Genomic DNA, 21,941 nt, shown 5'->3' on the forward strand with positions numbered 1-21,941 from the left:
CCATTCCTGTTAAGAATGGGTCTGCACGGTATGTCCGCAAGGTTGCATGGCCGTGACATGCGCCTGCACATTTCATGTAAAGCGGATCCAGGCCCGGTTTGGGGTTCGACACGCCAATCCGGCAAAATGGCGTCCTCTCTCCTTTTCCCCCTCCCCGACCATGAAGATCGTCGAAGTGCGCCACCCGCTGGTGCAGCACAAGATCGGCCTGATGCGCAACGCTGCGCTCAGCACCAAGGATTTCCGCGAACTGGCCAACGAGCTGGGTACGCTGCTGGCCTACGAGGCCACCGCCGACCTGGACACCGAGCCGCACACCCTGCCCGGCTGGGCCGGTCCGGTCACCGTGCAGCGCATCGCCGGTGCCAAGATCACCGTGGTGCCGATCCTGCGTGCCGGCCTGGGCATGCTCAGCGGCGTGCTGTCGCTGATCCCGGCGGCACGCGTCAGCGTGGTCGGCCTGCAGCGCGATGAGGAAACCCTGCAGCCGGTGCCCTACTTCGAGCGCCTGACCGGCCGCCTGGAAGAGCGCGACGCGCTGATCCTGGACCCGATGCTGGCCACCGGCGGCACCCTGATCGCCACCATCGACATGCTCAAGCGTGCCGGTGCCCGCCGCATCAAGGGCATCTTCCTGGTGGCCGCGCCGGAAGGCATCGAAGCGGTCAAGGCCGTGCACCCGGACGTGGAGATCTACACCGCAGCCATCGATGCCCAGCTCAACGACAAGGGCTACATCCTGCCGGGCCTGGGCGACGCCGGCGACCGCATCTTCGGTACCCGCGTCGGTTGATCCGGTGAACCGGGGTCAGAGCCCTTTCACAGCGAAAGGGATCTGCCCCCAACATCGCGGGGGTCGGACCCCTTTCGCAGAAAGGGCTCTGACCCCACCACCCCGCATTCCGGCCTACAGCCCGGCGGCGAAGGCTTCCAGCTGGTCGATGGCGGTGTTCCAGCCGTCGAAGAAGCCCAGCTGCTCATGCTGGTCACGCAGGGCCTTGTCCGGGTGCATCACCCGCGCGGTGTAGCGGCAGCCCTGCCCCTCGTCCTCCATCGTGATCACGGCGGTAAAGCCCAGCCAGGGTGACTGCGGTCGCCAGCCCGCACCCAGCATCGAGGTGAACACCAGGCGCTGCTGCGGCACGATCTCCAGGAAACTGCCCGGATTGTCACTGCTGCCGCCATCGGGGCCCTGCATGAAGGTGTGGAAGGCCCCGCCGGGGCGCAGGTCGAATGCGCGTACCTCGGTGGTCCACGGCTTCGGGCACCACCACTGGCGCAGCAGTTCCGGGTCGGTCCACGCCCGCCACAAGGCGGCGCGCGGTGCGTTCAGCACACGGCTGATCACCAGATCGGTGTCGGGGTTGTTACCTGCGGCTACGGCCATGGGCCTGCTCCTGTCGGTGAAGGGTTTCGACGAAATCGACCATGCGGTCGGAACGCGCTTCCCAAGCGGCACGCTGTTCTGCGAGCCATTGTTCGGCCTGGCCCAGCCGCGCCGGCACCAGTTCGCAGGTGCGTGTGCGCCCCTGCTTGTGGCTGCGCACCACGCCGCTGCGCTCCAGCACGGCCAGGTGTTTCATCAGCGAGGGCAAGGCCATCTCGAAGGGTTCGGCCAGCATCGACACCGTGCGCGGTCCCTGCCCAAGCGCCGCTACGATCGCGCAACGGGTCGGGTCGGCCAGTGCCTGGAAGACGTCTTCAATGGCAGGATAATACTTACCCATATGGCTAAGTAATACGCCGGTCTGAACGTTGCCGCAAGCAGGCGCGGCACTGGCGTGATTCTTCACGTGGCCTTGCCGGCCTGAAGCGAATGCTCCGCGCACCCGCCACCCTTGGAGCTCCCGATGAAAGCCTCTTTCCTGCTGGCCGCCGTCCTGCTGGTCGGCCTGCCCCTGGCTGCCAACGCCACCACCCCGCAGCAGCAGCGCATGGCCGAATGCTCGGCCAAGAACAAGGGCTTGAAGGGTGATGCCTACAAGACCGCGCAGAGCTCCTGCCTCAGCGGCCACGCCGCCGAGACCAAGGCGGTCAATCCGCAGCAGGAACGGATGCGCAAGTGCAACGCTGACGCGGGCGCGAAGAAGCTGGCCGGTGATGCGCGCAAGACCTTCATGAGCAGCTGCCTGAAGTCGTCGTAATCGTCGCGTCCGGATCGAACGCCATCCACGCATGGCGTGGATCTGCCACCGTCAGTGAAAGGCCGGGCATTGCCCGGCCTTTTCATTACCCCAGGGCGCGCGCCTTCAGCTCGCCCTGTTCGTGCAGGGTCACGAAACGTCCCTTGTCATCACGGCCCAGCTGCGCCAGCGCCACCTGCGGGTCGTGGGTGAAGAACAGCCGCACGTTGCGCGCCAGCTTGTCTTCAAGGAACTGCCGCTTCTCGTCGATCAGCAGCTCGGCGTTGCGGTCGTAGCCCATGGTGATCGGCACGTGTACCCATGAGCGCCCCGGGATCAGGTCGGCACAGAACACCACGCCACCATGCGCACTTTCGCCGGCATGCGCGTGACCGACGATCTCGGCCAGCATCAGTCCCGGCGTATGCCCGTCGCTGTAGCTGAAGCGCACGCTGCGGCCAAGTGCCTTCGAGTACTCCCCGTCCACCACTTCCAGCCGGCCACTGGCCTGCAGCAGGCCCGGCAGTTCCGGAATGAAGCTGGCACGGTCGCGCGGATGCGGCTGCACGGCGCGCTGCCAATGCTGCGCACCGACCACGTAGGTCGCGTTGGGGAACAGCAACTCGGGTTCACGCCCTTCGCTCCATGCCGCCAGCAGGCCGCCAGCATGATCGAAATGCAGGTGGCTGAGCACCACCACATCGATATCCTCGTGCTCGAAGCCGGCTTCGCGCAACGAATCGATCAGTACGTGCTGGCTTTCCTGCACGCCGTAGCGCTCGCGCATGCGCGGATCGAAGAACGCCCCGATACCGGTTTCAAACAGCACGGTCTTGCCTTCCAGCGGACTGGCAAGCAGTGCGCGGCAGGCCAGCTCGATGCGATTGAGCTCGTCGGGTGCCGCCCATTTTTCCCACAACGCACGCGGTGCGTTGCCGAACATCGCACCGCCATCGAGGCGCTGCGAGTTTCCGCGAATAGACCAGAGTTTCATGCGTCGATTATCGGCGCCGGCCCGTTAAATAATCGCTAGAAAGGAAACAGAAAACCCCGCCGGCAAAGGCGGGGTTTCGGTAATCTGACGGATTGCCGGCCAGCAGCCGGCGCTACCGGATCAGCGTGCCGGCACGACCTGGGCGCTGCCCACCGGGTTGCGGGGGTCGCTGCCGCCGAACAGCTTGTTCGCCTTGCGGTCCCATTCCACGGTCTGCAGGTTGCCCCACACGTGACTGGAACCGCGGCCGCCTGCGGCGACGTCACCCGGCAGGTCGATCTTGTGGCCCATCGCCTGCAACTGCTTCACCGTCGCCGCGTCGAACGCATCGTCCTCGGCTTCGATCAGGTCCGGCAGCCACTGGTGGTGGTAGCGCGGCAGCGCGGCAACCTGCTGTGCATCCAGGCCGTCGTCGTAGCCGAGGATGCCCAGCAGCACCATGGTGATGATGCGGCTGCCACCCGGGGTGCCCAGCACCACGACCTTGTCGGCGTTCTCCATGAAGGTCGGCGTCATCGAGCTGAGCATGCGCTTGCCGGCCTTCGGCGCATTGGCCTCATAGCCCATGACGCCGAACGCATTGGGCGTGCCCGGCTTCAGCGCGAAGTCGTCCATCTCGTTGTTCAGCAGCACGCCGGTGCCCTTGGGAATCAGCCCCGAGCCATACAGCAGGTTGACGGTCTGGGTGGCGCCGACGCGGTTGCCGTCGCGGTCGATGATCGAGAAGTGCGTGGTCTCGTCGTCTTCCAGCGGCGTCGGATTGCCCGACAGCAGGTCGCTGGGCGTGGCCTTCTCCGGATGGATGGTCGCCCGCAGGCCCTGCGCGTAATCCTTGCTGGTCAGCACTTTCTGCGGGATCTGCACGAAGTCCGGATCGCCGAGGAAGAAGGTGCGGTCGCGGTAGGCGCGGCGCATCGACTCCACCACCAGGTGGGTGCGGTGGGCCGGGTCCATCTTCCTGATGTCCCAGCCTTCCAGGATCTGCAGCATGCTCGCCAGCGCGATGCCACCGGACGACGGCGGCGGCGCGGTGGTGATCTTCCAGCCGTTGTAGTTGAACACGATCGGCTCGCGCTGCTTGACGCGGTAACCGGCCAGTTCTTCAGCGGTCCACTTGCCGCCAGCCTGCTTCACGCCCGCCAGCAACAGCTTTCCGGTCTGGCCCTTGTAGAAGCCATCAAAGCCACCCGCGGCCAGGCGCTCCAGCGTCTGCGCCAGTTCCGGCTGCTTGAACAGGTCGCCGCTGGCGATCGGCTTGCCATTGCGCAGGTAGACCTCGCGCGTGCCGGGATAGCGCTCCATCACTTCACGCCGCGACGCGTAGCCCTTGGCCATGCGGTCGTACACCGGGAAACCTTCGCGCGCGATGCGGATCGCCGGCTGCAGCGAGGCCGACAACGGCAGCTTGCCGTGCTTGGCCGACAGCTCGACCAGCGCTGCGGGCAGGCCGGGAATACCCGCCGACCAGGCACCGTTGACCGAACGATCACGGTCCAGGTTGCCCTGCTTGTCGAGGAAGGCCTGCGGGGTCGCCGCAGCCGGGGCGGTCTCGCGCGCATCCAGCATCACATCCTTGCCGGTGGCCGCGTCGTGCAGCAGGAAGAAGCCGCCGCCGCCCAACCCGGAACTGATCGGCTCGACCACCGCCAGCGTGGACGACACCGCCACTGCAGCGTCGAAGGCGTTGCCGCCCTGCGCCAGGATGTCGATGCCGGCCTGGGTGGCCAGTGCGTGGCCGCTGGCAATGGCCGCGCCATCAGGGCGATCGGCACGGGCCGGGCTGTCAGCCCAGGCCATGGGGCTCAGCAGCAGGCCGAGCAGCAACAAGGGGCGGACGATCAGCGTCTTCATTCGGATGGGGGCTCCGCGTAGAGTTCGGGGTGATCGTGCTGCAGCTGGCGCAGCTTGGCCAGCAGCTGGTCTTCCGTTTCCACGATCTCCGGGTCCGGGTCGATGCACTCGACCGGGCAGACGACCACGCACTGTGGCTCGTCGAAATGACCCACGCATTCGGTGCAGCGCGCAGGGTCGATCACGTAGATGGTTTCACCCATCGCAATGGCCTGGTTGGGGCAGGCCGGCTCGCACACGTCGCAGTTGACGCAGAGCTCGTTGATTTTCAGCGACACGGCGATACTCCTCGCCCGCGCCCTGGGACAAAGGACCGGCCAGCGCGGGCGCGCGGGCCGGTCAGGTCATCAGCGGCGCCCTTGCAGGATGCCGCCCGGGCCATGCCGGAGCATGGCCGCCATGGCTCGGTATTACTTGGCTTCGACGAAAATGTACTCGGCACCGGTCGGCTGGATCGCAGCCTGCACGCGGGCGTTGTCGGCCGACTGGCCGATGAAGACGACGCGCACGCCCTTCATCGAATCCGGCGACACGTCCTTGAACACGGCCTGGATCATGTCAGCCATCTTGCCCGAGGCCGACGAACCGAAGGCCAGCATGTTGCCCGGCTGCACGCCACGGGCCACGGCCTGGGTCGCGCTTTCGGTCTGGCGCTCGTACTTGGCCTGGAAGTCCGGGTCCGATTCCGGCGAGAGGTAGTACAGGAACGGGCTGTTGGTGATGTTGCCCATGTTCTGGATCGCCACTTCCTGCAGGTACTTCTTCCAGCCTGCATCGTCGTCCTTGGCCGGGGCGACCAGGGCCGGCTTGGCCTCGTCGACCGGAGCGGCCTCTTCCTTCTTGCAGGCGGTGAAGGCCAGGGCCAACGAAGCGATCAGCATCGCGCGCATGGTGGTGTTCATGGGTTTCCTCCCGGAATGGTGCGTGGTGGTGTACGTAATGGGGTGCGGGTACAGCGGGGCTTACGACTGTGCCGACTTCGCTTCGCGGACCTTGCGCAGGGCTTCGAGCACCGCGGCCGGCACGAAACCGGACACGTCGCCGCCCAGGCGCGCGATCTCGCGGACCAGCGAGGACGAAATGAAGCTGTGCTGCTCGGCCGGGGTCAGGAACAGGGTCTCGACCTCGGGGATCAGGTGGCGGTTCATGCTGGCCATCTGGAATTCGTACTCGAAGTCGGACACCGCGCGCAGGCCGCGCAGCAGCACCCCGCCCTGCACCGAACGTACGAAATGGGCCAGCAGGGTATCGAAGCCGATGACCTCGACGTTGCCGTGGTGGGCCAGCGCGCCACGCGCCAGCTGCACGCGCTGCTCCAGCGGCAGCGCCGGGCCCTTGGACGGGCTCTGCGCCACGCCGACCACGACCTTTTCGAACAGCGGCGCGGCCCGGCTGACCAGGTCGATATGACCGTTGGTGATGGGGTCGAACGTGCCGGGGTAGACGGCAATGCGGCGATTGGCCACGGTCATGGGCGGATGCAGATGTTCAGATGAGGTCAAAGTGTAGCAGTGGCACGGCGGTACAGGGCAAAGCGCACCTCGCGGGTGCCACCCTCGCGGTGCAGCAGCCAGTCCGGCGGCAGCACCGGCACGTGGCCGGCTGGCGATTCCAGGTACAGCCAGGCGTCGGCGGCCAGGTGCCGCGGCAGCTGGGCCAGCACGTCCTGCCACAGGCCATCGGCAAACGGCGGGTCGATGAAGACCAGGTCGGCCTGCTGCGCCTGCGCCCCTTGCAGCCAGCGCAGGGCATCGGCCTGCACGACGGTGATCTGGTCGCTGGCCTGCAGCCTGGCGACGGCGGCGGTCAGGTTGCGTCCCAGCTGCGCATCGCGCTCGACCAGGGTGGCGTGGGCAGCGCCACGCGAGACCGCCTCCAGGCCCAGCGCGCCACTGCCAGCGAACAGGTCCAGCACGCGGGCGCCGCCGAGCTTGGGCATCAGCCAGTTGAACAGGGTCTCGCGCACGCGGTCGCTGCTGGGGCGAAGGCCCGGCAGGGTCGGCACCGGCAGCCGGGTATTGCGCCAGCGCCCGCCGATGATGCGGACCTGGCCGTCATTGCCACCGCGGCCGCTCATCGGCGCCCCCGGCGGGAGGAATTCGAGAAATTCAGCATGAGCGGGATTGTAGTTCGGCCGGGCTTTGCCCAGCACCCGTCGAAGCCACGGCAACGGCCGAAGCAACGGCAAAAGCCGGCTATCCGTGGGTTGGCGGGGTGGGTCCGGTCGAGGGGGACGCTGCAAGTACGTCCATGTAAGCTCGGTCGCCGCATCCATGCGGCTCACGCCCCCTCAACCGGACCCACCCCGCCTTCGACAGTTCCCTGCGATCTGTCGGAACGGCTCTTGGGGTCAGATCCGTTTTCCTGCGGAAAACGGATCTGACCCCAGATTTATTTCGATGTCTGACAGATGTGTCGACCAAGGTCGACACCTACCAACAGCCGCGGGAAATCTGTCAGAGGCGGGGCGGTGTGGGTTGGCGTTGCTGTTGCTTCGGCCTCTGCAGGTGCCGGGCGCCGCCCGGCCGACCAACCCCTTGATTTCGGGACAATCAGCCATACCCCTTGGCGAGGCCGCACGCGCTGGCGCGGCATTGCACATGGAGCCCTATCGATGACCGAGACCACCCAGACCGAAACCCTTGGCTTCCAGACCGAAGTCAAGCAGCTGCTGCAGCTGATGATCCACTCGCTGTACTCCAACAAGGAGATCTTCCTGCGCGAGCTGGTCTCCAACGCCGCCGACGCCGCCGACAAGCTGCGCTTCGAGGCCCTGACCCAGCCGGCCCTGCTGGAAGGCGACAGCGAACTGCGCGTGCGCGTCAGCTTCGACCCCGCCGCCCACACCATCACCATCGAAGACAACGGCATCGGCATGAGTCGCGCCGAGGCGATTGCCCATCTCGGCACGATCGCCAAGTCCGGCACCGGCGATTTCCTGCGCCAGCTGTCCGGCGACCAGAAGAAGGATTCGCAGCTGATCGGCCAGTTCGGCGTCGGCTTCTACAGCGCCTTCATCGTTGCCGACGAGGTCGAAGTGACCTCGCGCCGCGCCGGCTTGGCCGCAGGTGAAGGCGTGCGCTGGACCTCGCGCGGCGAAGGCGATTTCAACGTCGCCACCGTCGACAAGGCCGAGCGCGGCACCCGCATCGTCCTGCATCTGAAGGATGGCGAGCATGATTTCGCCGACGGCTGGCGCCTGCGCAGCATCCTCAAGAAGTATTCGGACCACATCGGCCTGCCGATCCAGATGCCGAAGGAAGGTGGCGAAGAAGGCGCCACCGTCGAGTGGGAGACCGTCAACCGCGCCAGCGCGCTGTGGACCCGTCCGCGCACCGAGATCGGCGACGCCGAGTACACCGAGTTCTACAAGCACGTGGCGCACGACCACAGCGATCCGCTGGCGTGGAGCCACAACAAGGTCGAAGGCAAGCTGGAGTACACCTCGCTGCTTTACGTGCCCGGCCGCGCGCCGTTCGACCTGTACCACCGCGATGCGCCCAAGGGCCTGAAGCTCTATGTGCAGCGCGTGTTCGTGATGGACCAGGCCGAGCAGTTCCTGCCGCTGTACCTGCGCTTCATCAAGGGCGTGGTCGACTCCAACGACCTGTCGCTGAACGTCTCGCGCGAGATCCTGCAGTCCGGCCCGGTCATCGATTCGATGAAGGCGGCGCTGACCAAACGCTCGCTGGACATGCTGGACAAGCTGGCCGCCGACAAGCCGGAGCAATACGCCACGTTCTGGAAGGAATTCGGCCAGGTGCTGAAGGAAGGCCCGGCCGAGGACTACAACAACCGCGAGAAGGTGGCCGGGCTGCTGCGCTTCGCCTCCACCCGCGGCGACGGCGATGCGCAGACGGTGTCGCTGGCCGATTACCTCGGCCGCATGACCGAAGGCCAGGACAAGATCTACTACCTGACCGGCGAGAGCTACAGCCAGGTGCGCAACAGCCCCCACCTGGAAGTGTTCCGCAAGAAGGGCGTGGAAGTGCTGCTGCTGACCGACCGCATCGACGAGTGGCTGATGGGCTACCTGACCGATTTCGACGGCAAGGGCTTCGTCGACATCGCTCGTGGCGATCTCGACCTGGGCGCGCTGGAAACCGAAGCGGACAAGCAGGAACAGGAAGCCGCGGCGAAGGACAAGCAGGGCCTGGTCGAGCGCCTGAAGACCGTGCTGGGCGATGACGTGGCCGAAGTGCGCGTGTCACACCGCCTGACCGATTCGCCGGCGGTACTGGCCATCGGCGAACAGGACCTGGGCCTGCAGATGCGCCAGATCCTGGAAGCCAGCGGGCAGAAGGTGCCGGACAGCAAGCCGGTGCTGGAAATCAACCCGGGCCACCCACTGATTGCCAAGCTGGATGCCGAAGCCGATGGCGCGCGTTTCGACGACCTCGGCCGGGTGCTGTTCGACCAGGCCGCGCTGGCCGCCGGTGACAGCCTGAAGGACCCGGGTGCCTACGTGGCGAGGCTGAACAAGCTGCTGCTGGAGCTGTCGGCCTGATCGACAGGGTGGTCGCCGGGCATGGCCCGGCTTACCCGGCGGTGCTCTGGTAGAGGCCGACCTTGGTTGGCGCCCCAAAAGCGTGCCAACCAAGGTTGGCACCTACCGGGGCGGATCGAGCGTGCCAACCAAGGTTGGCAGCTACCGGCGCGGGTGGAGAGTGCCAACCAAGGTTGGCACCCACCAGGGGCGGCGGTTGGCGCCTGCCGGGCCGCACGGCGCAGCCCTCCGGACCGGTTAACGGCCGGCGGGCCGCGACCTTGAGTCCACATCGGCCCGACAGGCCCGAGTGGTAGCATATCCCCCTGATTTCAGCGCCTTTTGCCAATGCTCAGTTTTTTCCGCCGCAAGAAGCCCCAGGATGCCCCCGCAGCGGAGGCACCCAAGACCCAGCACTACTCGGCTGAAGAGCTGGCGGCGGCGTTCCCGTCGGCCGCGCCGGTCGAGGACAAAGAGCCAGCACCGGTAGCCGTACCGGCCGCGCCTGCGCCGGTCGAGCCGCCGCCGGCAGCCGTCGTTCCGGTCGCTGTCGAGCCCACCCCGGTGGTTCCGGCACCGGTCGTTCCCGCTCCGAGCGCTCCGCAACCGGCCGCCCGGATCGACGTCGCCCCGGTGGCGGCCCCGGCCATCGAACCGGCACCCGCGCCACTGCCTCAGCCCCCCCCGGCACCGGTCACCGACGACCTGCCTGCCGCCGCCTCGATCGATGCCGTTCCGGCGCCTGCCGGCAAGCCCGGCTGGCGCGAACGCCTGCGCAACAGCGTCATCGCGCGCAGCTTCGGTGGACTGTTCTCGCGCAACCCCAAGCTCGACGACGATCTGCTGGACGAGCTGGAAACCGCACTGATCACCGCCGACGTCGGCGTGGGCGCCACCACCGATCTGGTCGAGGGCCTGCGCAAGCGCATGAAGTCGCGCGAGTTCGCCGACGCCAATGCGCTGCTGGCCGCGTTGCGCGCCGAGCTGATCGCGATCCTGCAGCCGGTGGCCAAGCCGCTGGTGATCGACCGCAACGCCAAGCCCTTCGTGGTGCTCACCGTCGGCGTCAACGGCGTCGGCAAGACCACCACCATCGGCAAGCTGGCCAAGCGCTTCAAGGATGACGGCCACAGCCTGATGCTGGCTGCCGGCGATACCTTCCGCGCCGCCGCCGTGGCCCAGCTGCAGGCCTGGGGCGAGCGCAACGGCGTAGCCGTGGTCGCGCAGGGGCAGAACGCCGATGCCGCTTCGGTGGCATTCGACGCGCTGCAGGCCGGCAAGGCCCGCGGCACCTCGGTGCTGATCGCCGATACCGCCGGCCGCCTGCACACCCAGTCCGGCCTGATGAACGAGCTGGGCAAGATCCGCCGCGTGCTCGGCAAGATCGACCCCACCGCCCCGCACGAAGTGCTGATGGTGATCGACGGCACCACCGGCCAGAACGCACTGTCGCAGTTGCGCCAGTTCAATGCCGCAGTGAACGTGACCGGCCTGGTGGTGACCAAGCTGGACGGCACTGCCAAGGGCGGCGTGGTGTTCGCGCTGGCCCGCGAGTTCGGCATCCCGATCCGCTTTGCCGGTATCGGCGAGCGCCCGGAAGACCTGCGCGTGTTCGATCCGGAAGCGTTCGTCGACGCCCTGCTGCCCGAAGCGCTGGGCGCCTGATACACCGCGCAGCCACGCATGGGGTGGCTCTAGCGCAGCCTGGTAGAGCCACCCCACGGTTGGCTGCCTCTCTGGAACTCCAATGCCCCGCCAGTCGCACGCCAGCGCCGCAACCACGCAGACCGACGACTTCGTCGCCCGCCTGCTGCACTGGTTCGACGGCCACGGCCGCCACGACCTGCCCTGGCAGCATCCGCGCAGTCCCTACCGGGTCTGGCTGTCGGAGATCATGCTGCAGCAGACCCAGGTAGCCACGGTCATCCCGTATTTCCAGCGGTTCCTGCAGCATTTCCCGACGCTGCCCGACCTCGCCGCCGCCAGCAATGACGCGGTGATGGCGCAGTGGGCCGGGCTCGGCTACTACGCCCGCGCACGCAACCTGCACGCCGCCGCGAAGCGCTGCGTGGAACTGCACGACGGCGACCTGCCGCGCGATTTCGATGCATTGCATGCCCTGCCCGGCATCGGCCGCAGCACCGCAGGTGCGATCCTCAGCCAGGCCTGGAACGATCCGTTCGCGATCCTCGATGGCAACGTCAAGCGCGTGCTCAGCCGCTACCACGGCATCGACGGCTTTCCCGGCCTGCCGGCCATCGAGAAACAGTTGTGGTCGATTGCCGAGGCGCACGTGGCGCAGGTGCCGGCCGGGCGCATGGCCGACTACACCCAGGCCCAGATGGACCTGGGTGCGACGGTGTGCAGCCGCGCCAAGCCAGCCTGCGTGATCTGCCCGCTGCAGGACGCGTGCGCGGCGCGCCGCGAAGGCCGCACCGCCGAACTGCCCACGCCCAAGCCCAGCAAGGCCCTGCCCGAGCGCGAAGCGATGGCCCTGCTGCTGCGCGACGCCCAGCAGCGCGTGCTGCTGCAGAAGCGGCCGGACACCGGCATCTGGGCACAGTTGTGGACGCTGCCGCAGGCCGAGGCCGGCAGCGAACTGCAGGACTGGTTCGACGCGCACGTTGAAGGCACGCTGGAAGACGCCGAGGAGCTGCCCGTGCTGCAGCACACCTTCAGCCACTACAAGCTGCACCTGCAGGTACTGTCGCGGCAGGTGCACGGCCTGCGCGTGGAAGAGCCCACGCTGCGCTGGGTCGCCACCGACGAACTGCCCGCGCTGGGCCTGCCGGCCCCCATCCGCAAGCTGCTCGATGGCGCCACGATCAAGGCGCCGAAACGAACGCCCAAGAAACCCCGCAACCACGAGTGAGTACCATGTCCCGAACCGTCTTCTGCCAGTACGAACAACGCGATGCCGAGGGCCTGGACTTCGTGCCCTACCCCGGCGAACTGGGCCAGCGCATCTTCAGCAACATCGGCAAGCAGGCCTGGGCGGCGTGGCTTGCGCACCAGACCATGCTGATCAACGAAAACCGCCTGTCGCCGCGCACCCCGGAGCATCGCGCATTCCTTGAGGGCGAACTGGTCAAGTTCCTGTTCGAGAAGGACGCGGAAAAGCCGGCCGGCTTCACCCCGGAAGCCTGACCCACAGGTAGTGCCGGCCGCTGGCCGGCATCGCGCAGATGCCAGGTTGCCGGCCAGCGGCCGGCACTACCGCGCTATTTCGTATTTTCCTCGCGCTCCTGCACCTGCGCCTGGCGCAGCTCCTGCTCGGAGGCACGCAGTGCCTTCACGTCCAGCTTGCGGATGCTGTTGATGAAGCACGGCATGCGCGGGCCACCGGTCGGGTCGCGCACCAGCACCTTGTCGAAACGCGATGACACGCGGCCCATGCTGCTGGTCAACCCGATGGCGGTGGCGTACGACAGGTCCGGGCACGGACCACTCAGTTCCAGCAGGTAAGCCTCGCTCGGCCGGGTCCACACCGCCAGCGCGCTGTCACCCAGTTCGGTCCAGCCATTGAGGCTGCCGAAGAACTGCATGTCGTTCTGCGGCGCGCCGGCGTGGGCGCGGTACAGATCCAGTTTCTCGGTACTGCTGAGCCGGCCGGTGGTCGCGCAGGCGGCCAGCGCCAGGCAGAGTCCGGCGATCAGGATCGGGGTCTTCATGGCGATCTCCTCGGGGAACCTGCTGCGATCATGCGCCGGCCGATGTGCGCCCGGCGCGAGGGCAGGTAAACCCGTTCAGGCGCCGGGAGGCGGCCGTTGCCGGCCGCTCAGACGTCGGCGTGGGCCAGTGCGTGCAGGCGCCCTTCGCGCAGCTCCAGCACCCGGTCCAGGCGCCGCGCCAGGCTGCGGTCGTGGGTAACCAGCACCAGGCTGGTATGACGCGCGCGGTTGAGTTCCAGCATCAGCTCGAACACGGTGCCCGCGGTGCGGTCATCCAGGTTGCCGGTCGGCTCGTCACCGAGCACGCAGGCCGGATGATTGACCAGCGCACGTGCCACCGCGGCACGTTGGCGTTCGCCGCCGGACAGCTCGCCCGGCTTGTGGTCCAGGCGATGTCCGAGGCCGACCGCTTCCAGCAGCGTGGTGGCCCGGCTGCTCGCTTCGGCCACGGCAGTGCCGGCCAGCAGCACCGGCATCATCACGTTTTCCAGCGCGGTGAATTCCGGCAACAGGTGGTGGAACTGGTAGACGAAGCCCAGCGCCTGGTTGCGCAGCAGGCCGCGCGCGGTATCCGACAGCGCCGACATGCGCTGGCCCGTGACGTACACCTCGCCTGCAGTCGGAACATCCAGCCCGCCCAGCAGGTGCAGCAGCGTGCTCTTGCCGGCACCGGAGGCACCGATGATCGCCACCGTCTCGCCGGCGGTCACGGTCAGGTCCAGTCCATCGAACACCGGGGTCTGCATGCGCCCTTCGGCGTAGGTCTTGCCCAGTGCTTCGGCGCGGATCACCTCATCGCCGCGGTTGAAGACCTTATTCATAACGCAGGGCCTCCGCCGGCTGGGTGCGTGCTGCCCGCCAGGCGGGATACAGGGTGGCCAGGAAGCTCATCAGCAGCGCGACCACGGTGATCGCCACCACGTCGCCGGTCTGCATGTCGGTCGGCAGGCCGGTGATGTAATACACATCCTCTGGCAGCAGCTTGACGTTGAACACGCTCTCGATGGCACCGAGGATGCGTTCCAGGTTGAGGGTCAGGGTGATGCCGCCGATCAGGCCGGCCAGCGTGCCGAAGATGCCGATCAGCGAACCCTGCACCATGAACACCTGCATCACCCCGCCCGGGGTCAGGCCGAGGGTGCGCAGGATGGCGATGTCGGCCTGCTTGTCGGTCACCAGCATCACCTGCGAGGACACCAGATTGAACGCACCCATGGCGATGATCAGCGACAGCAGGATGCCCATCACCACCTTCTCCATGCGCAGCGAGTGGTAGAGGTTGGCGTTCTGCTGGGTCCAGTCACTCACGCGGTAGGCACCACCCAGGCTCTGCGCCAGGTCCACGCCCACTTCCAGCGAGCGGTCCATGTCGTGCAGTTTCAACCGCACGCCGGTGGCACCGTCGCTGCGCAGCACGCGCTCCAGGTCCTGCATGTTGGCGAAGCCTACGCCCCGGTCGACCTCGTTGTAGCCGGCCTCGAAGATGCCGCTGACGGTGAAGCGTTTCATCCGCGGCACGGCACCGGCAGGCGTGCCCTGCACTTCGGCGAAGGTCACCAGCACCTGGTCACCGACGTCGACGCCGAGCCAGATCGCCAGTTCCTTGCCCAGCAGCAGGTTGAAGCTGCCCGGCGTCAGGCTGGCATAGCTGCCCTTGGTGACCTTCTTGTCGATCACCGATACCTTCGGCTCCAGCGCCGGATCGATGCCCTGGATGATCGCGCCCTGCACGCGCGGGCCGCTGATCATCGACTGGATCTCGATGTACGGCGCGGCACCGGCCACGCGCGGATCCTTGCGGGCCACGTCGGCCACGCGCATCCAGTCCGGCATCGGCTCGCCGTCGCGGCTGATGGTGGTGTGCGCGGTCATCTGCAGCAGGCGACTGCGGATTTCCTTCTGGAATCCGCTCATCACCGCCAACGTGGTGATCAGCACCGTAACGCCGAGCGCGATGCCCAGGATCGATGCCATCGAGATGAAGGAGATGAAGCCGTTGCGGCGCTTGGCGCGCAGGTAGCGCAGGCCAATGGCCACGGGAATGGGTTTGAACATGCAGGCACGCCGGTCAATTCAGCTTATGGTGCCATCGTCCGGGGCTGACGGGAAACGGCGCGTGCGGCCACGGCCAGTCGCAGTTCACGTCGCTGCCCGGAATCGAGCACATCCGGCCAGAACAGCAGGCGCTGGCGGCGCCGATCCTCACGCCACAGCAACAACAGCCATGGGCCACGCACCACCAGCCGTGGCGTATCAACGTCCTGCCCGGCCACCTGCAGTGGCTCGGGAAGCGGCGGCAGAAGCACCTGCACGCGCGGCCTGCGCTGGCGCCAGGCCAGTTCGGCCAGGCCCGTGCACCAAGCCAGCACCACTGCGGGCATCAGCAGCCGTGAAGGCAGATCCGATGCGCGCAGCAGCCACGGCGCAGCCAGCAGCACCGCCAACTGGGCGGCGGCCTGCAGCCGCGAGGGGCGCCACTCAAGGCTTGAGGGCGAGGATCTTCTGCATGAGGGGGATCGCGTGCGCATGCGGGCAGGCCTCGTAGCCCATGAACCAGCGCCACAACTTATCGTCCTCGCAGTCGAGCAGGAACAGGAAAACCTCGCGCTCTTCGGTCGGCGCAGTGCTCCACTCGTGGTCCAGGTAGCGGCCGAACAGCTGGTCCAGCTCACGCATGCCGCGGCGGCAGCGCCAGCGCAGCTTCTTCAGCAGAACATCTTCTTCCATCGTGCTTCTCCAGATACAGCAAAGCCACGCATGGCGTGGCTCTACTGGGGTGGCACAGCCACGCGTGGCGTGGCTCTACCCGGTACAGCCGGGCCTGATCAGGCGCGGCGTTCCATCATCAGCTTCTTGATCTCGGCGATCGCCAGCGCCGGGTTCAGGCCCTTCGGGCAGGTCCGGGCGCAGTTCATGATGGTGTGGCAGCGGTACAGCTTGAACGGATCTTCCAGATCATCCAGGCGCGCACCGGTGTCCTCGTCGCGCGAGTCGATGATCCAGCGGTAGGCCTGCAGCAGGATCGCCGGGCCCAGGTAACGCTCGCCGTTCCACCAGTAGCTCGGGCAGCTGGTCGAGCAGCAGGCGCACAGGATGCACTCGTACAGGCCGTCCAGCTTCTTGCGGTCTTCCGGCGACTGCAGGCGCTCGCGGTCCGGCGGTGCCGGGGTCTGGGTACGGATCCACGGCTTGATCGACGCGTACTGCGCGTAGAAGTGGGTCAGGTCCGGAACCAGGTCCTTGACCACGTTCATGTGCGGCAGCGGGTAGATCGGCACTTCCTTCTTGCCGCAGTCCGAGATGGCTCGGGTGCAGGCCAGGGTGTTGGTGCCGTCGATGTTCATGGCGCACGAACCACAGATGCCTTCGCGGCACGAGCGGCGGAAGGTCAGGGTCGGGTCGATCTCGTTCTTGATCTTGATCAGGGCGTCCAGGACCATCGGGCCACAGGCGTCCAGATCGACTTCATAGGTATCGGTGCGCGGGTTGCTGTCGTCGTCCGGACTCCAGCGGTAGATCTTGAAGGTGCGCACATTCTTGCCGCCGTTCTTGACGGGGAAATGCTTGCCCTTCGTGATCTTGGAATTCTTGGGGAGTGAAAACTCGGCCATGGCTGCTCTCGTTGGCTCAGGCGGCCCGCGCCCGTGGGCGCGGATTGCATGGTAGGCGGGGTCGGATCAGTACACGCGCGGCTTCGGCGGCACCACGGACACGTCGTCGGTCAACGTGTACATGTGCACCGGACGGTAGTCGAAGCTGCACTTGCCCTTCTCGTCGACGCTGACCAGGGTGTGCTTCTGCCAGTTGACGTCGTCGCGGTCCGGGAAGTCCTCGTGCGCATGCGCGCCGCGGCTTTCCTTGCGCTGTTCGGCCGAGTTGATCGTCGCCACCGCATTGAGCAGCAGGTTGTTCAGCTCGTAGGTCTCGATCAGGTCCGAGTTCCACACCAGCGAACGGTCGGAGACCTTCACGTCCTGGAACGAGTCGAAGATCTTGTCCATCTTCTCGCAGCCTTCCTTCAGCGTCTGGCTGGTGCGGAAGACCGCCGCGTCGGCCTGCATGGTGCGCTGCATGCGATCGCGGATGACCGAGGTCGGGGTATCGCCGTTGGCGTGGCGCAGCTTGTCCAGCAGGCCCAGCGCCTTGTCGCAGGCATCGGCCGGCAGCGGCTTGTGCGCAGCGCCCGGCTTGATGGTCTCGGCACAGCGGTTGGCCACGGCACGGCCGAACACCACCAGGTCCAGCAGCGAGTTCGAGCCCAGGCGGTTGGCGCCGTGCACGGACACGCAGGCCGCTTCGCCGATGGCGTACAGGCCCGGCACTACCGCGTTGTCGTTGTCGCCGACCTTCTGCACCACTTCGCCGTGGTAATTGGTCGGGATGCCGCCCATGTTGTAGTGCACGGTCGGGATGACCGGAATCGGCTGCTTGTGTACGTCGACGCCGGCGAAGATGCGGGCGCTCTCGGCGATGCCCGGCAGCTTCTCGTCGATCACGCCCGGGCCGAGGTGGGTCAGGTCGAGCAGGATGTGGTCCTTGTGCTCGCCGACGCCGCGGCCTTCGCGGATCTCGATGGTCATCGAACGGCTGACCACGTCGCGCGAGGCCAGGTCCTTGTAGTGCGGCGCGTAACGCTCCATGAAGCGCTCGCCGCTGCTGTTGCGCAGGATGCCACCTTCACCGCGGACACCCTCGGTGATCAGGCAGCCGGCGCCGTAGATGCCGGTCGGGTGGAACTGCACGAACTCCATGTCCTGCATGGCGATGCCAGCACGCATGGCCAGGCCGCCACCGTCGCCGGTGCAGGTGTGCGCCGAGGTGGCGCTGAAGTAGGCACGGCCGTAGCCGCCGGTGGCCAGTACCACGCCCTGGGCGCGGAACAGGTGCAGGGTGCCGTCGGACATGTCCAGGGCCAGCACGCCGCGGCAGGCGCCTTCCTCGTCGAAGATCAGGTCGAGCGCGAAGTACTCGATCATGAAGCGCGCATCGTGCTTCAGCGACTGCTGGTACAGCGTGTGCAGCATCGCGTGGCCGGTACGGTCGGCCGCCGCGCAGGTACGCTGCGCCGCCGGGCCTTCGCCATACTTGGTGGTCATGCCACCGAACGGCCGCTGGTAGATCTTGCCTTCGGCGGTGCGCGAGAACGGCACGCCGTAATGTTCGAGCTCGATGATGGCCGGGATGGCCTCACGGCACATGTACTCGATGGCGTCCTGGTCGCCCAGCCAGTCCGACCCCTTGATGGTGTCGAAGAAGTGGTAGCGCCAGTCGTCCTCGCCCATGTTGCCGAGCGCGGCCGAGATACCGCCCTGGGCGGCAACGGTGTGAGAACGGGTCGGGAAGACCTTGGTCAGGCACACGGTCTGCAGGCCCTTGGCGGCCAGGCCGAACGTGGCGCGCAGGCCGGCACCGCCGGCGCCGACCACGACCATGTCGTACTTGTGTTCGGTGATCTTGTAAGCGGACATCTAATCTGGATTCCTGTGTAGGTGCCTGGGCTCAGGCAACGCCGAGGGCGATGCGGCCCACCGCAAACACACTGACGATCATGCCGAGCACGGCGACGAACTTCACCGCGGTCTGCAGCACCAGGGCCAGCAGCGATTCGTGGATGTAGTCTTCCAGCACGACCTGCATGCCGAGCTGCGCGTGCCAGAACATGGCGATCAGCAGGCCGATCAACGGCACCGCGTTCCACGGCTTGGCCACGGCGGCGGCGGCGGTGGCGTAGTCCGAGCCCAGCAGGCCCAGCACGAAGACCAGGAACCAGATGCCCAGCACCACCAGTGCGGCGGCGGTCAGGCGCTGGTGAACGAAGTGCTCGGTGCCGGTCTTGGCCGAGCCAAGGCCGCGCACGTTCTTCAACGGGGTACGGAACTTGCTCACGCGGCACCTCCGAACATCACATAGGCCCACACCAGCAGGGTGATCACCAGGCTGCCGATGACCGACAGCCAGCTGCTGCGGATGAAGGCGGGGATGCTGAAGCCGATGGCGAAGTCCTGCACGACGTGGCGGATGCCATTGCACAGGTGATAGGCGAACGACCATGTCCACGCGAACAGGAACACGCGGCCATACCAGGCCCCGGCATGGCCGGTGAAGCAGTTCCAGGACTCGGGCCCCATCATCAGGGCCAGCAGGCCGGCGGCGATGATGAGGGCACCAACAGACAGAAAGACGCCAGTGGCTCGATGCAGGATCGAGGTGGCCATCTGAATCTGCCAGCGATACACCTGAAGGTGCGGGGAAAGTGGGCGTTGTCTGGTCGCCATTCGCTGGGCTCGTTGTCTCGGCTGGGCGGCACACGGCCGCGTTGGCTCAATGCTGATCAGAAATCGATGCAGCGTCCGTTTTTCTCCCAATCGCCATACCGCACCGGATCAAGTCCGCCGCGGCCGCCGAATTCTTCCGCTTTTTCCTGTTCCACGGGCACGGGTGCCGCGGGGACCAGCGGGGCTTCAGATTCGTCGTCGGGAGTGGGGGTTGTTTGGCCTATCATGTTCGGTCTCGCAACGCACAAATTTTAGACCTCGTTCACGTGCCTGACAACCTGCCCCCTGCTTTCGTCGGATATCCGCGCCTGCCCGGCCACCAGCTGCTGAGCCTGCAGGGCCCGGATGCGGCTGTCTTTGCCCACGCCCAGTTCAGCAGCGATGTCACCGCCCTGCCCCTGCAGCACTGGCAGTGGAGTGCCTGGCTGAGCGCCAAGGGCCGTACCCTGGCGGTGTTCCAGCTGCTTCGGCTGGCCGACGACCACGTGATGCTGGTGCTGGCTGACGGCGATGCCGATGCGATTGCGTCGCAACTGCAGCGCTTCGTGTTCCGCCGCAAGGTGAAGGTGCAGGTGCGCAGCGATCTGGCGGCGGCTGGCGCGTTCACCGCGCCCGAGGCCGCCAGCGGCGCGGCGATTGCGCAGACCACAGGCGACGGCTGGGAGCTGGACCTGGGCAGCGATGCCCTGCCGCGCACCCTGCGCATTGGCAGCGCCGACGCGTTCGCTGCCGGCAATGAAGCCGATGAGGCCGCTTTCGCCCTGGCCTGGCGCCAGGCCGACCTGCGCTACGGCCTGCCGCGGCTGGAAGAAGGCCAGCGCGAAGTGTGGACCCCCCAACAGCTGGGCCTGGACCGCCTGAACGGCTACAGCGTGAAGAAGGGCTGCTATCCCGGCCAGGAAATCGTCGCCCGCACCCACTTCCTCGGCAAGGCCAAGCGTGCGGTGCAGTTGCTGCATACCGCAGCACCGGCACAGGCCGGCGATGGCGTGCAGCAGGATGGCGCGGGGCTGGGCACGATTGCCAGCGTGGCCGGCGACCTGGCACTGGCGGTACTGCCACTGGAGGCCAGCGACGCTGATCTGCAGGTGGGCGATGCCATTGCGCAGCGCGTGCCGTTGCTGGATGGCCTGGCCCGCTGAAGCAGGCGGGGACCTGTACGGGTGGGTGCAGGAATGGTAGTGCCGGGCGCCAGCCCGCGAAACAAACACGTATTTGGATGCAACCATGCAGGGTTGAGGTTGCCGGCCAGCGGCCGGCACTACTCCTTACAGGCGCGCGCCGGTTTCCGGGTTGAAGAAATGCAGGCCCTGCGGATGGATCGCCACGCGGATCTGCTCGCCCACCTCGGGCAGCGCCTGCGGCGCCACGCGCATGGTCAGCGCGTGCTGGCCACTGCTCAGGTTGACGAAGATCTCGTTACCGACCGGTTCGATGCCTTCAATGCGTGCGACGAACGCATGCGCATCGTCGGCGGCCGCCGGCTGCAGGTGCTCCGGACGCACGCCCACCGCGATCGGCTTCTGCAGCCAGGCCGGATCGATGGTGGCCTGGCCCAGCGGTGCACGCCACTCACCATCGACCACGGTCACGCCACCGGCATCGCCCTGCAGCGTACCGCGCAGCACGTTCATCGCCGGGCTGCCGAGGAAGCCGGCCACGAACAGGTTGGCGGGGCGATCGTACAGCGCCATCGGCGTATCGATCTGCTGGATGACGCCATCCTTCAGCACCACGATGCGCTGGCCCAGGGTCATCGCTTCGACCTGGTCGTGCGTCACGTAGATCATGGTGGTGCCCAGCTTGCGGTGCAGCTGCGCGATCTCGGTACGCACGCTGTGACGCAGCTTGGCATCCAGGTTGGACAGCGGTTCGTCGAGCAGGAACACCGCCGGCTCGCGCACCAGCGCACGGCCCAGCGCGACACGCTGGCGCTGGCCACCGGACATCGCCTTGGGCAGCTTGTCCATCATCTCGGTCAGGCCCAGCGTCTGCGCCGCCTCGGCGATGCGCTTGTCGATGGTCGCCTTGTCGTGACCGCGCAGCTTCAGGCCAAAGGCCAGGTTCTCGGCCACGGTCATGTGCGGGTACAGCGCATAACTCTGGAACACCATCGCGATGTCGCGATCCTTCGGCGCCACGTCGTTGACCACGCGATCACCGATGGTCAGCGTGCCGCCGCTGATCTCCTCCAGGCCAGCCACCATCCGCAGCAGGGTCGACTTGCCACAGCCGGACGGGCCGACCAGCACCATCAGCTCGCCATCGGCGACCTCGAAGCTGGCGTCCTTCACCGCGACCTGGCCGTTGTCATAGACCTTGCGCACACCCTGCAACTGCACTTTTGCCATATCACCTATCCGGTCCGCCCGAAGCCGGGCTGTCTTTTGGGACTGCCTCGGCCCTCCCGATGGCAGTGATGATTGCGCGCTTGCCGCATGACGGCGAGCACTGCAATCGAATACAGTTGCCCATTCTGCCATGTAAACGTTTTCACGTGGCACTATCCGATGATCGGTGCGCACCGATCTGCGTCGGCGG

General features: G+C 66.8%; 26 protein-coding genes. 7 read left to right on the plus strand and 19 right to left on the minus strand.

Annotated elements, in window-relative coordinates; all coding sequences use genetic code 11:
• The first annotated feature begins 160 nt into the window (after positions 1 to 160).
• Positions 161 to 793: a uracil phosphoribosyltransferase gene (gene upp / locus VG556_RS19535; protein WP_005409099.1), complete on the plus strand. Its 633-nt coding sequence runs from the start codon at positions 161 to 163 to the stop codon at positions 791 to 793.
• Between the two features lie 114 nt (positions 794 to 907).
• On the opposite strand, the gene VG556_RS19540 is transcribed toward upp, so the two are convergent.
• Positions 908 to 1,387: an SRPBCC family protein gene (locus tag VG556_RS19540; protein WP_100449805.1), complete on the minus strand. Its 480-nt coding sequence runs from the start codon at positions 1,385 to 1,387 to the stop codon at positions 908 to 910.
• Positions 1,368 to 1,793: an ArsR/SmtB family transcription factor gene (locus VG556_RS19545; protein ID WP_234413141.1), complete on the minus strand. Its 426-nt coding sequence runs from the start codon at positions 1,791 to 1,793 to the stop codon at positions 1,368 to 1,370. The genes VG556_RS19540 and VG556_RS19545 overlap by 20 nt, the downstream gene beginning before the upstream one ends.
• Before the next feature lie 57 nt (positions 1,794 to 1,850).
• Here VG556_RS19545 and VG556_RS19550 point away from each other — a divergent pair, with 57 nt between their 5' ends.
• Positions 1,851 to 2,144, plus strand: a complete 294-nt coding sequence (locus tag VG556_RS19550; protein ID WP_046430010.1) for a PsiF family protein — start codon at positions 1,851 to 1,853, stop codon at positions 2,142 to 2,144.
• 85 nt (positions 2,145 to 2,229) lie between these two features.
• On the opposite strand, the gene VG556_RS19555 is transcribed toward VG556_RS19550, so the two are convergent.
• The 6 genes from VG556_RS19555 to rsmD all read right to left on the minus strand — a co-directional run bounded on the left by VG556_RS19555 (position 2,230) and on the right by rsmD (position 7,045).
• The gene (locus VG556_RS19555; RefSeq protein WP_019338337.1) at positions 2,230 to 3,117 is read right to left on the minus strand and encodes an MBL fold metallo-hydrolase; all 888 of its coding nucleotides are present in this window, start codon (positions 3,115 to 3,117) and stop codon (positions 2,230 to 2,232) included.
• A 120-nt stretch (positions 3,118 to 3,237) separates the two neighbouring features.
• On the minus strand, positions 3,238 to 4,968 hold the full coding sequence (gene ggt / locus VG556_RS19560; RefSeq protein ID WP_014646774.1) for a gamma-glutamyltransferase: 1,731 nt from the start codon (positions 4,966 to 4,968) through the stop codon (positions 3,238 to 3,240).
• The gene (locus VG556_RS19565) at positions 4,965 to 5,246 is read right to left on the minus strand and encodes a YfhL family 4Fe-4S dicluster ferredoxin (RefSeq protein WP_004153175.1); all 282 of its coding nucleotides are present in this window, start codon (positions 5,244 to 5,246) and stop codon (positions 4,965 to 4,967) included. Before VG556_RS19565 ends, ggt begins: the two co-directional genes overlap by 4 nt.
• 132 nt (positions 5,247 to 5,378) lie before the next feature.
• On the minus strand, positions 5,379 to 5,870 hold the full coding sequence (locus tag VG556_RS19570; RefSeq protein ID WP_032959157.1) for a hypothetical protein: 492 nt from the start codon (positions 5,868 to 5,870) through the stop codon (positions 5,379 to 5,381).
• A gap of 60 nt (positions 5,871 to 5,930) precedes the next feature.
• Positions 5,931 to 6,440 carry a pantetheine-phosphate adenylyltransferase gene (coaD, locus tag VG556_RS19575; protein WP_014036814.1) on the minus strand — a complete coding sequence of 170 codons (510 nt, stop codon included), beginning with the start codon at positions 6,438 to 6,440 and terminating at the stop codon, positions 5,931 to 5,933.
• A 26-nt stretch (positions 6,441 to 6,466) separates the two neighbouring features.
• Entirely contained in the window at positions 6,467 to 7,045 is a 579-nt protein-coding gene (gene rsmD, locus VG556_RS19580) for a 16S rRNA (guanine(966)-N(2))-methyltransferase RsmD (protein WP_014646773.1), read from the minus strand.
• A gap of 537 nt (positions 7,046 to 7,582) precedes the next feature.
• Between rsmD and htpG the strand changes: the two genes are divergently transcribed.
• The 4 genes from htpG (at position 7,583) to VG556_RS19600 (ending at position 12,601) form a co-directional block, all read left to right on the plus strand.
• Complete coding sequence (htpG, locus tag VG556_RS19585) at positions 7,583 to 9,475, plus strand: molecular chaperone HtpG (protein ID WP_100449804.1); 1,893 nt, start codon at positions 7,583 to 7,585, stop codon at positions 9,473 to 9,475.
• Positions 9,476 to 9,802: 327 nt separating this feature from the next.
• Positions 9,803 to 11,119, plus strand: a complete 1,317-nt coding sequence (ftsY, locus tag VG556_RS19590) for a signal recognition particle-docking protein FtsY (RefSeq protein ID WP_100449803.1) — start codon at positions 9,803 to 9,805, stop codon at positions 11,117 to 11,119.
• A gap of 82 nt (positions 11,120 to 11,201) precedes the next feature.
• Complete coding sequence (mutY, locus tag VG556_RS19595) at positions 11,202 to 12,326, plus strand: A/G-specific adenine glycosylase (RefSeq protein ID WP_100449802.1); 1,125 nt, start codon at positions 11,202 to 11,204, stop codon at positions 12,324 to 12,326.
• A gap of 5 nt (positions 12,327 to 12,331) precedes the next feature.
• A complete protein-coding gene (locus VG556_RS19600) occupies positions 12,332 to 12,601 on the plus strand; it encodes an oxidative damage protection protein (protein ID WP_049442323.1) in 270 nt (89 codons plus the stop codon).
• Between the two features lie 74 nt (positions 12,602 to 12,675).
• Here VG556_RS19600 and VG556_RS19605 read toward each other — a convergent pair whose 3' ends face one another.
• From VG556_RS19605 to VG556_RS19650, 10 genes are all read right to left on the minus strand, one after another.
• Positions 12,676 to 13,125, minus strand: a complete 450-nt coding sequence (locus tag VG556_RS19605) for a DUF6491 family protein (protein ID WP_032958624.1) — start codon at positions 13,123 to 13,125, stop codon at positions 12,676 to 12,678.
• 107 nt (positions 13,126 to 13,232) lie between these two features.
• Positions 13,233 to 13,946, minus strand: a complete 714-nt coding sequence (gene lolD / locus VG556_RS19610; RefSeq protein WP_049407617.1) for a lipoprotein-releasing ABC transporter ATP-binding protein LolD — start codon at positions 13,944 to 13,946, stop codon at positions 13,233 to 13,235.
• Positions 13,939 to 15,180 carry a lipoprotein-releasing ABC transporter permease subunit gene (locus tag VG556_RS19615; RefSeq protein ID WP_100449801.1) on the minus strand — a complete coding sequence of 414 codons (1,242 nt, stop codon included), beginning with the start codon at positions 15,178 to 15,180 and terminating at the stop codon, positions 13,939 to 13,941. The genes lolD and VG556_RS19615 overlap by 8 nt, the downstream gene beginning before the upstream one ends.
• Positions 15,181 to 15,203: 23 nt before the next feature.
• Positions 15,204 to 15,653: a hypothetical protein gene (locus VG556_RS19620; protein WP_041863309.1), complete on the minus strand. Its 450-nt coding sequence runs from the start codon at positions 15,651 to 15,653 to the stop codon at positions 15,204 to 15,206.
• Positions 15,604 to 15,852: a succinate dehydrogenase assembly factor 2 gene (locus tag VG556_RS19625; RefSeq protein ID WP_005409080.1), complete on the minus strand. Its 249-nt coding sequence runs from the start codon at positions 15,850 to 15,852 to the stop codon at positions 15,604 to 15,606. The genes VG556_RS19620 and VG556_RS19625 overlap by 50 nt, the downstream gene beginning before the upstream one ends.
• A gap of 98 nt (positions 15,853 to 15,950) precedes the next feature.
• Positions 15,951 to 16,736 (minus strand): succinate dehydrogenase iron-sulfur subunit, encoded by a 786-nt coding sequence (locus tag VG556_RS19630; RefSeq protein ID WP_005409079.1) that lies wholly within the window; start codon positions 16,734 to 16,736, stop codon positions 15,951 to 15,953.
• Between the two features lie 66 nt (positions 16,737 to 16,802).
• On the minus strand, positions 16,803 to 18,593 hold the full coding sequence (sdhA, locus tag VG556_RS19635) for a succinate dehydrogenase flavoprotein subunit (RefSeq protein ID WP_014646765.1): 1,791 nt from the start codon (positions 18,591 to 18,593) through the stop codon (positions 16,803 to 16,805).
• Between the two features lie 31 nt (positions 18,594 to 18,624).
• Complete coding sequence (gene sdhD / locus VG556_RS19640) at positions 18,625 to 19,011, minus strand: succinate dehydrogenase, hydrophobic membrane anchor protein (RefSeq protein ID WP_005409077.1); 387 nt, start codon at positions 19,009 to 19,011, stop codon at positions 18,625 to 18,627.
• A complete protein-coding gene (gene sdhC, locus VG556_RS19645) occupies positions 19,008 to 19,400 on the minus strand; it encodes a succinate dehydrogenase, cytochrome b556 subunit (RefSeq protein ID WP_024958620.1) in 393 nt (130 codons plus the stop codon). The genes sdhD and sdhC overlap by 4 nt, the downstream gene beginning before the upstream one ends.
• Before the next feature lie 56 nt (positions 19,401 to 19,456).
• Positions 19,457 to 19,627 carry a DUF1674 domain-containing protein gene (locus tag VG556_RS19650; RefSeq protein WP_005409075.1) on the minus strand — a complete coding sequence of 57 codons (171 nt, stop codon included), beginning with the start codon at positions 19,625 to 19,627 and terminating at the stop codon, positions 19,457 to 19,459.
• A 39-nt stretch (positions 19,628 to 19,666) separates the two neighbouring features.
• Between VG556_RS19650 and VG556_RS19655 the strand changes: the two genes are divergently transcribed.
• Positions 19,667 to 20,542 (plus strand): YgfZ/GcvT domain-containing protein, encoded by an 876-nt coding sequence (locus VG556_RS19655; protein WP_100449800.1) that lies wholly within the window; start codon positions 19,667 to 19,669, stop codon positions 20,540 to 20,542.
• 126 nt (positions 20,543 to 20,668) lie between these two features.
• On the opposite strand, the gene VG556_RS19660 is transcribed toward VG556_RS19655, so the two are convergent.
• Positions 20,669 to 21,751 carry an ABC transporter ATP-binding protein gene (locus VG556_RS19660; RefSeq protein WP_014646762.1) on the minus strand — a complete coding sequence of 361 codons (1,083 nt, stop codon included), beginning with the start codon at positions 21,749 to 21,751 and terminating at the stop codon, positions 20,669 to 20,671.
• Between the last annotated feature and the right edge of the window lie 190 nt (positions 21,752 to 21,941).

The organism is Stenotrophomonas sp. CASM106 (genome assembly GCF_049384825.1).
GTDB classification, from domain to species: domain Bacteria; phylum Pseudomonadota; class Gammaproteobacteria; order Xanthomonadales; family Xanthomonadaceae; genus Stenotrophomonas; species Stenotrophomonas muris.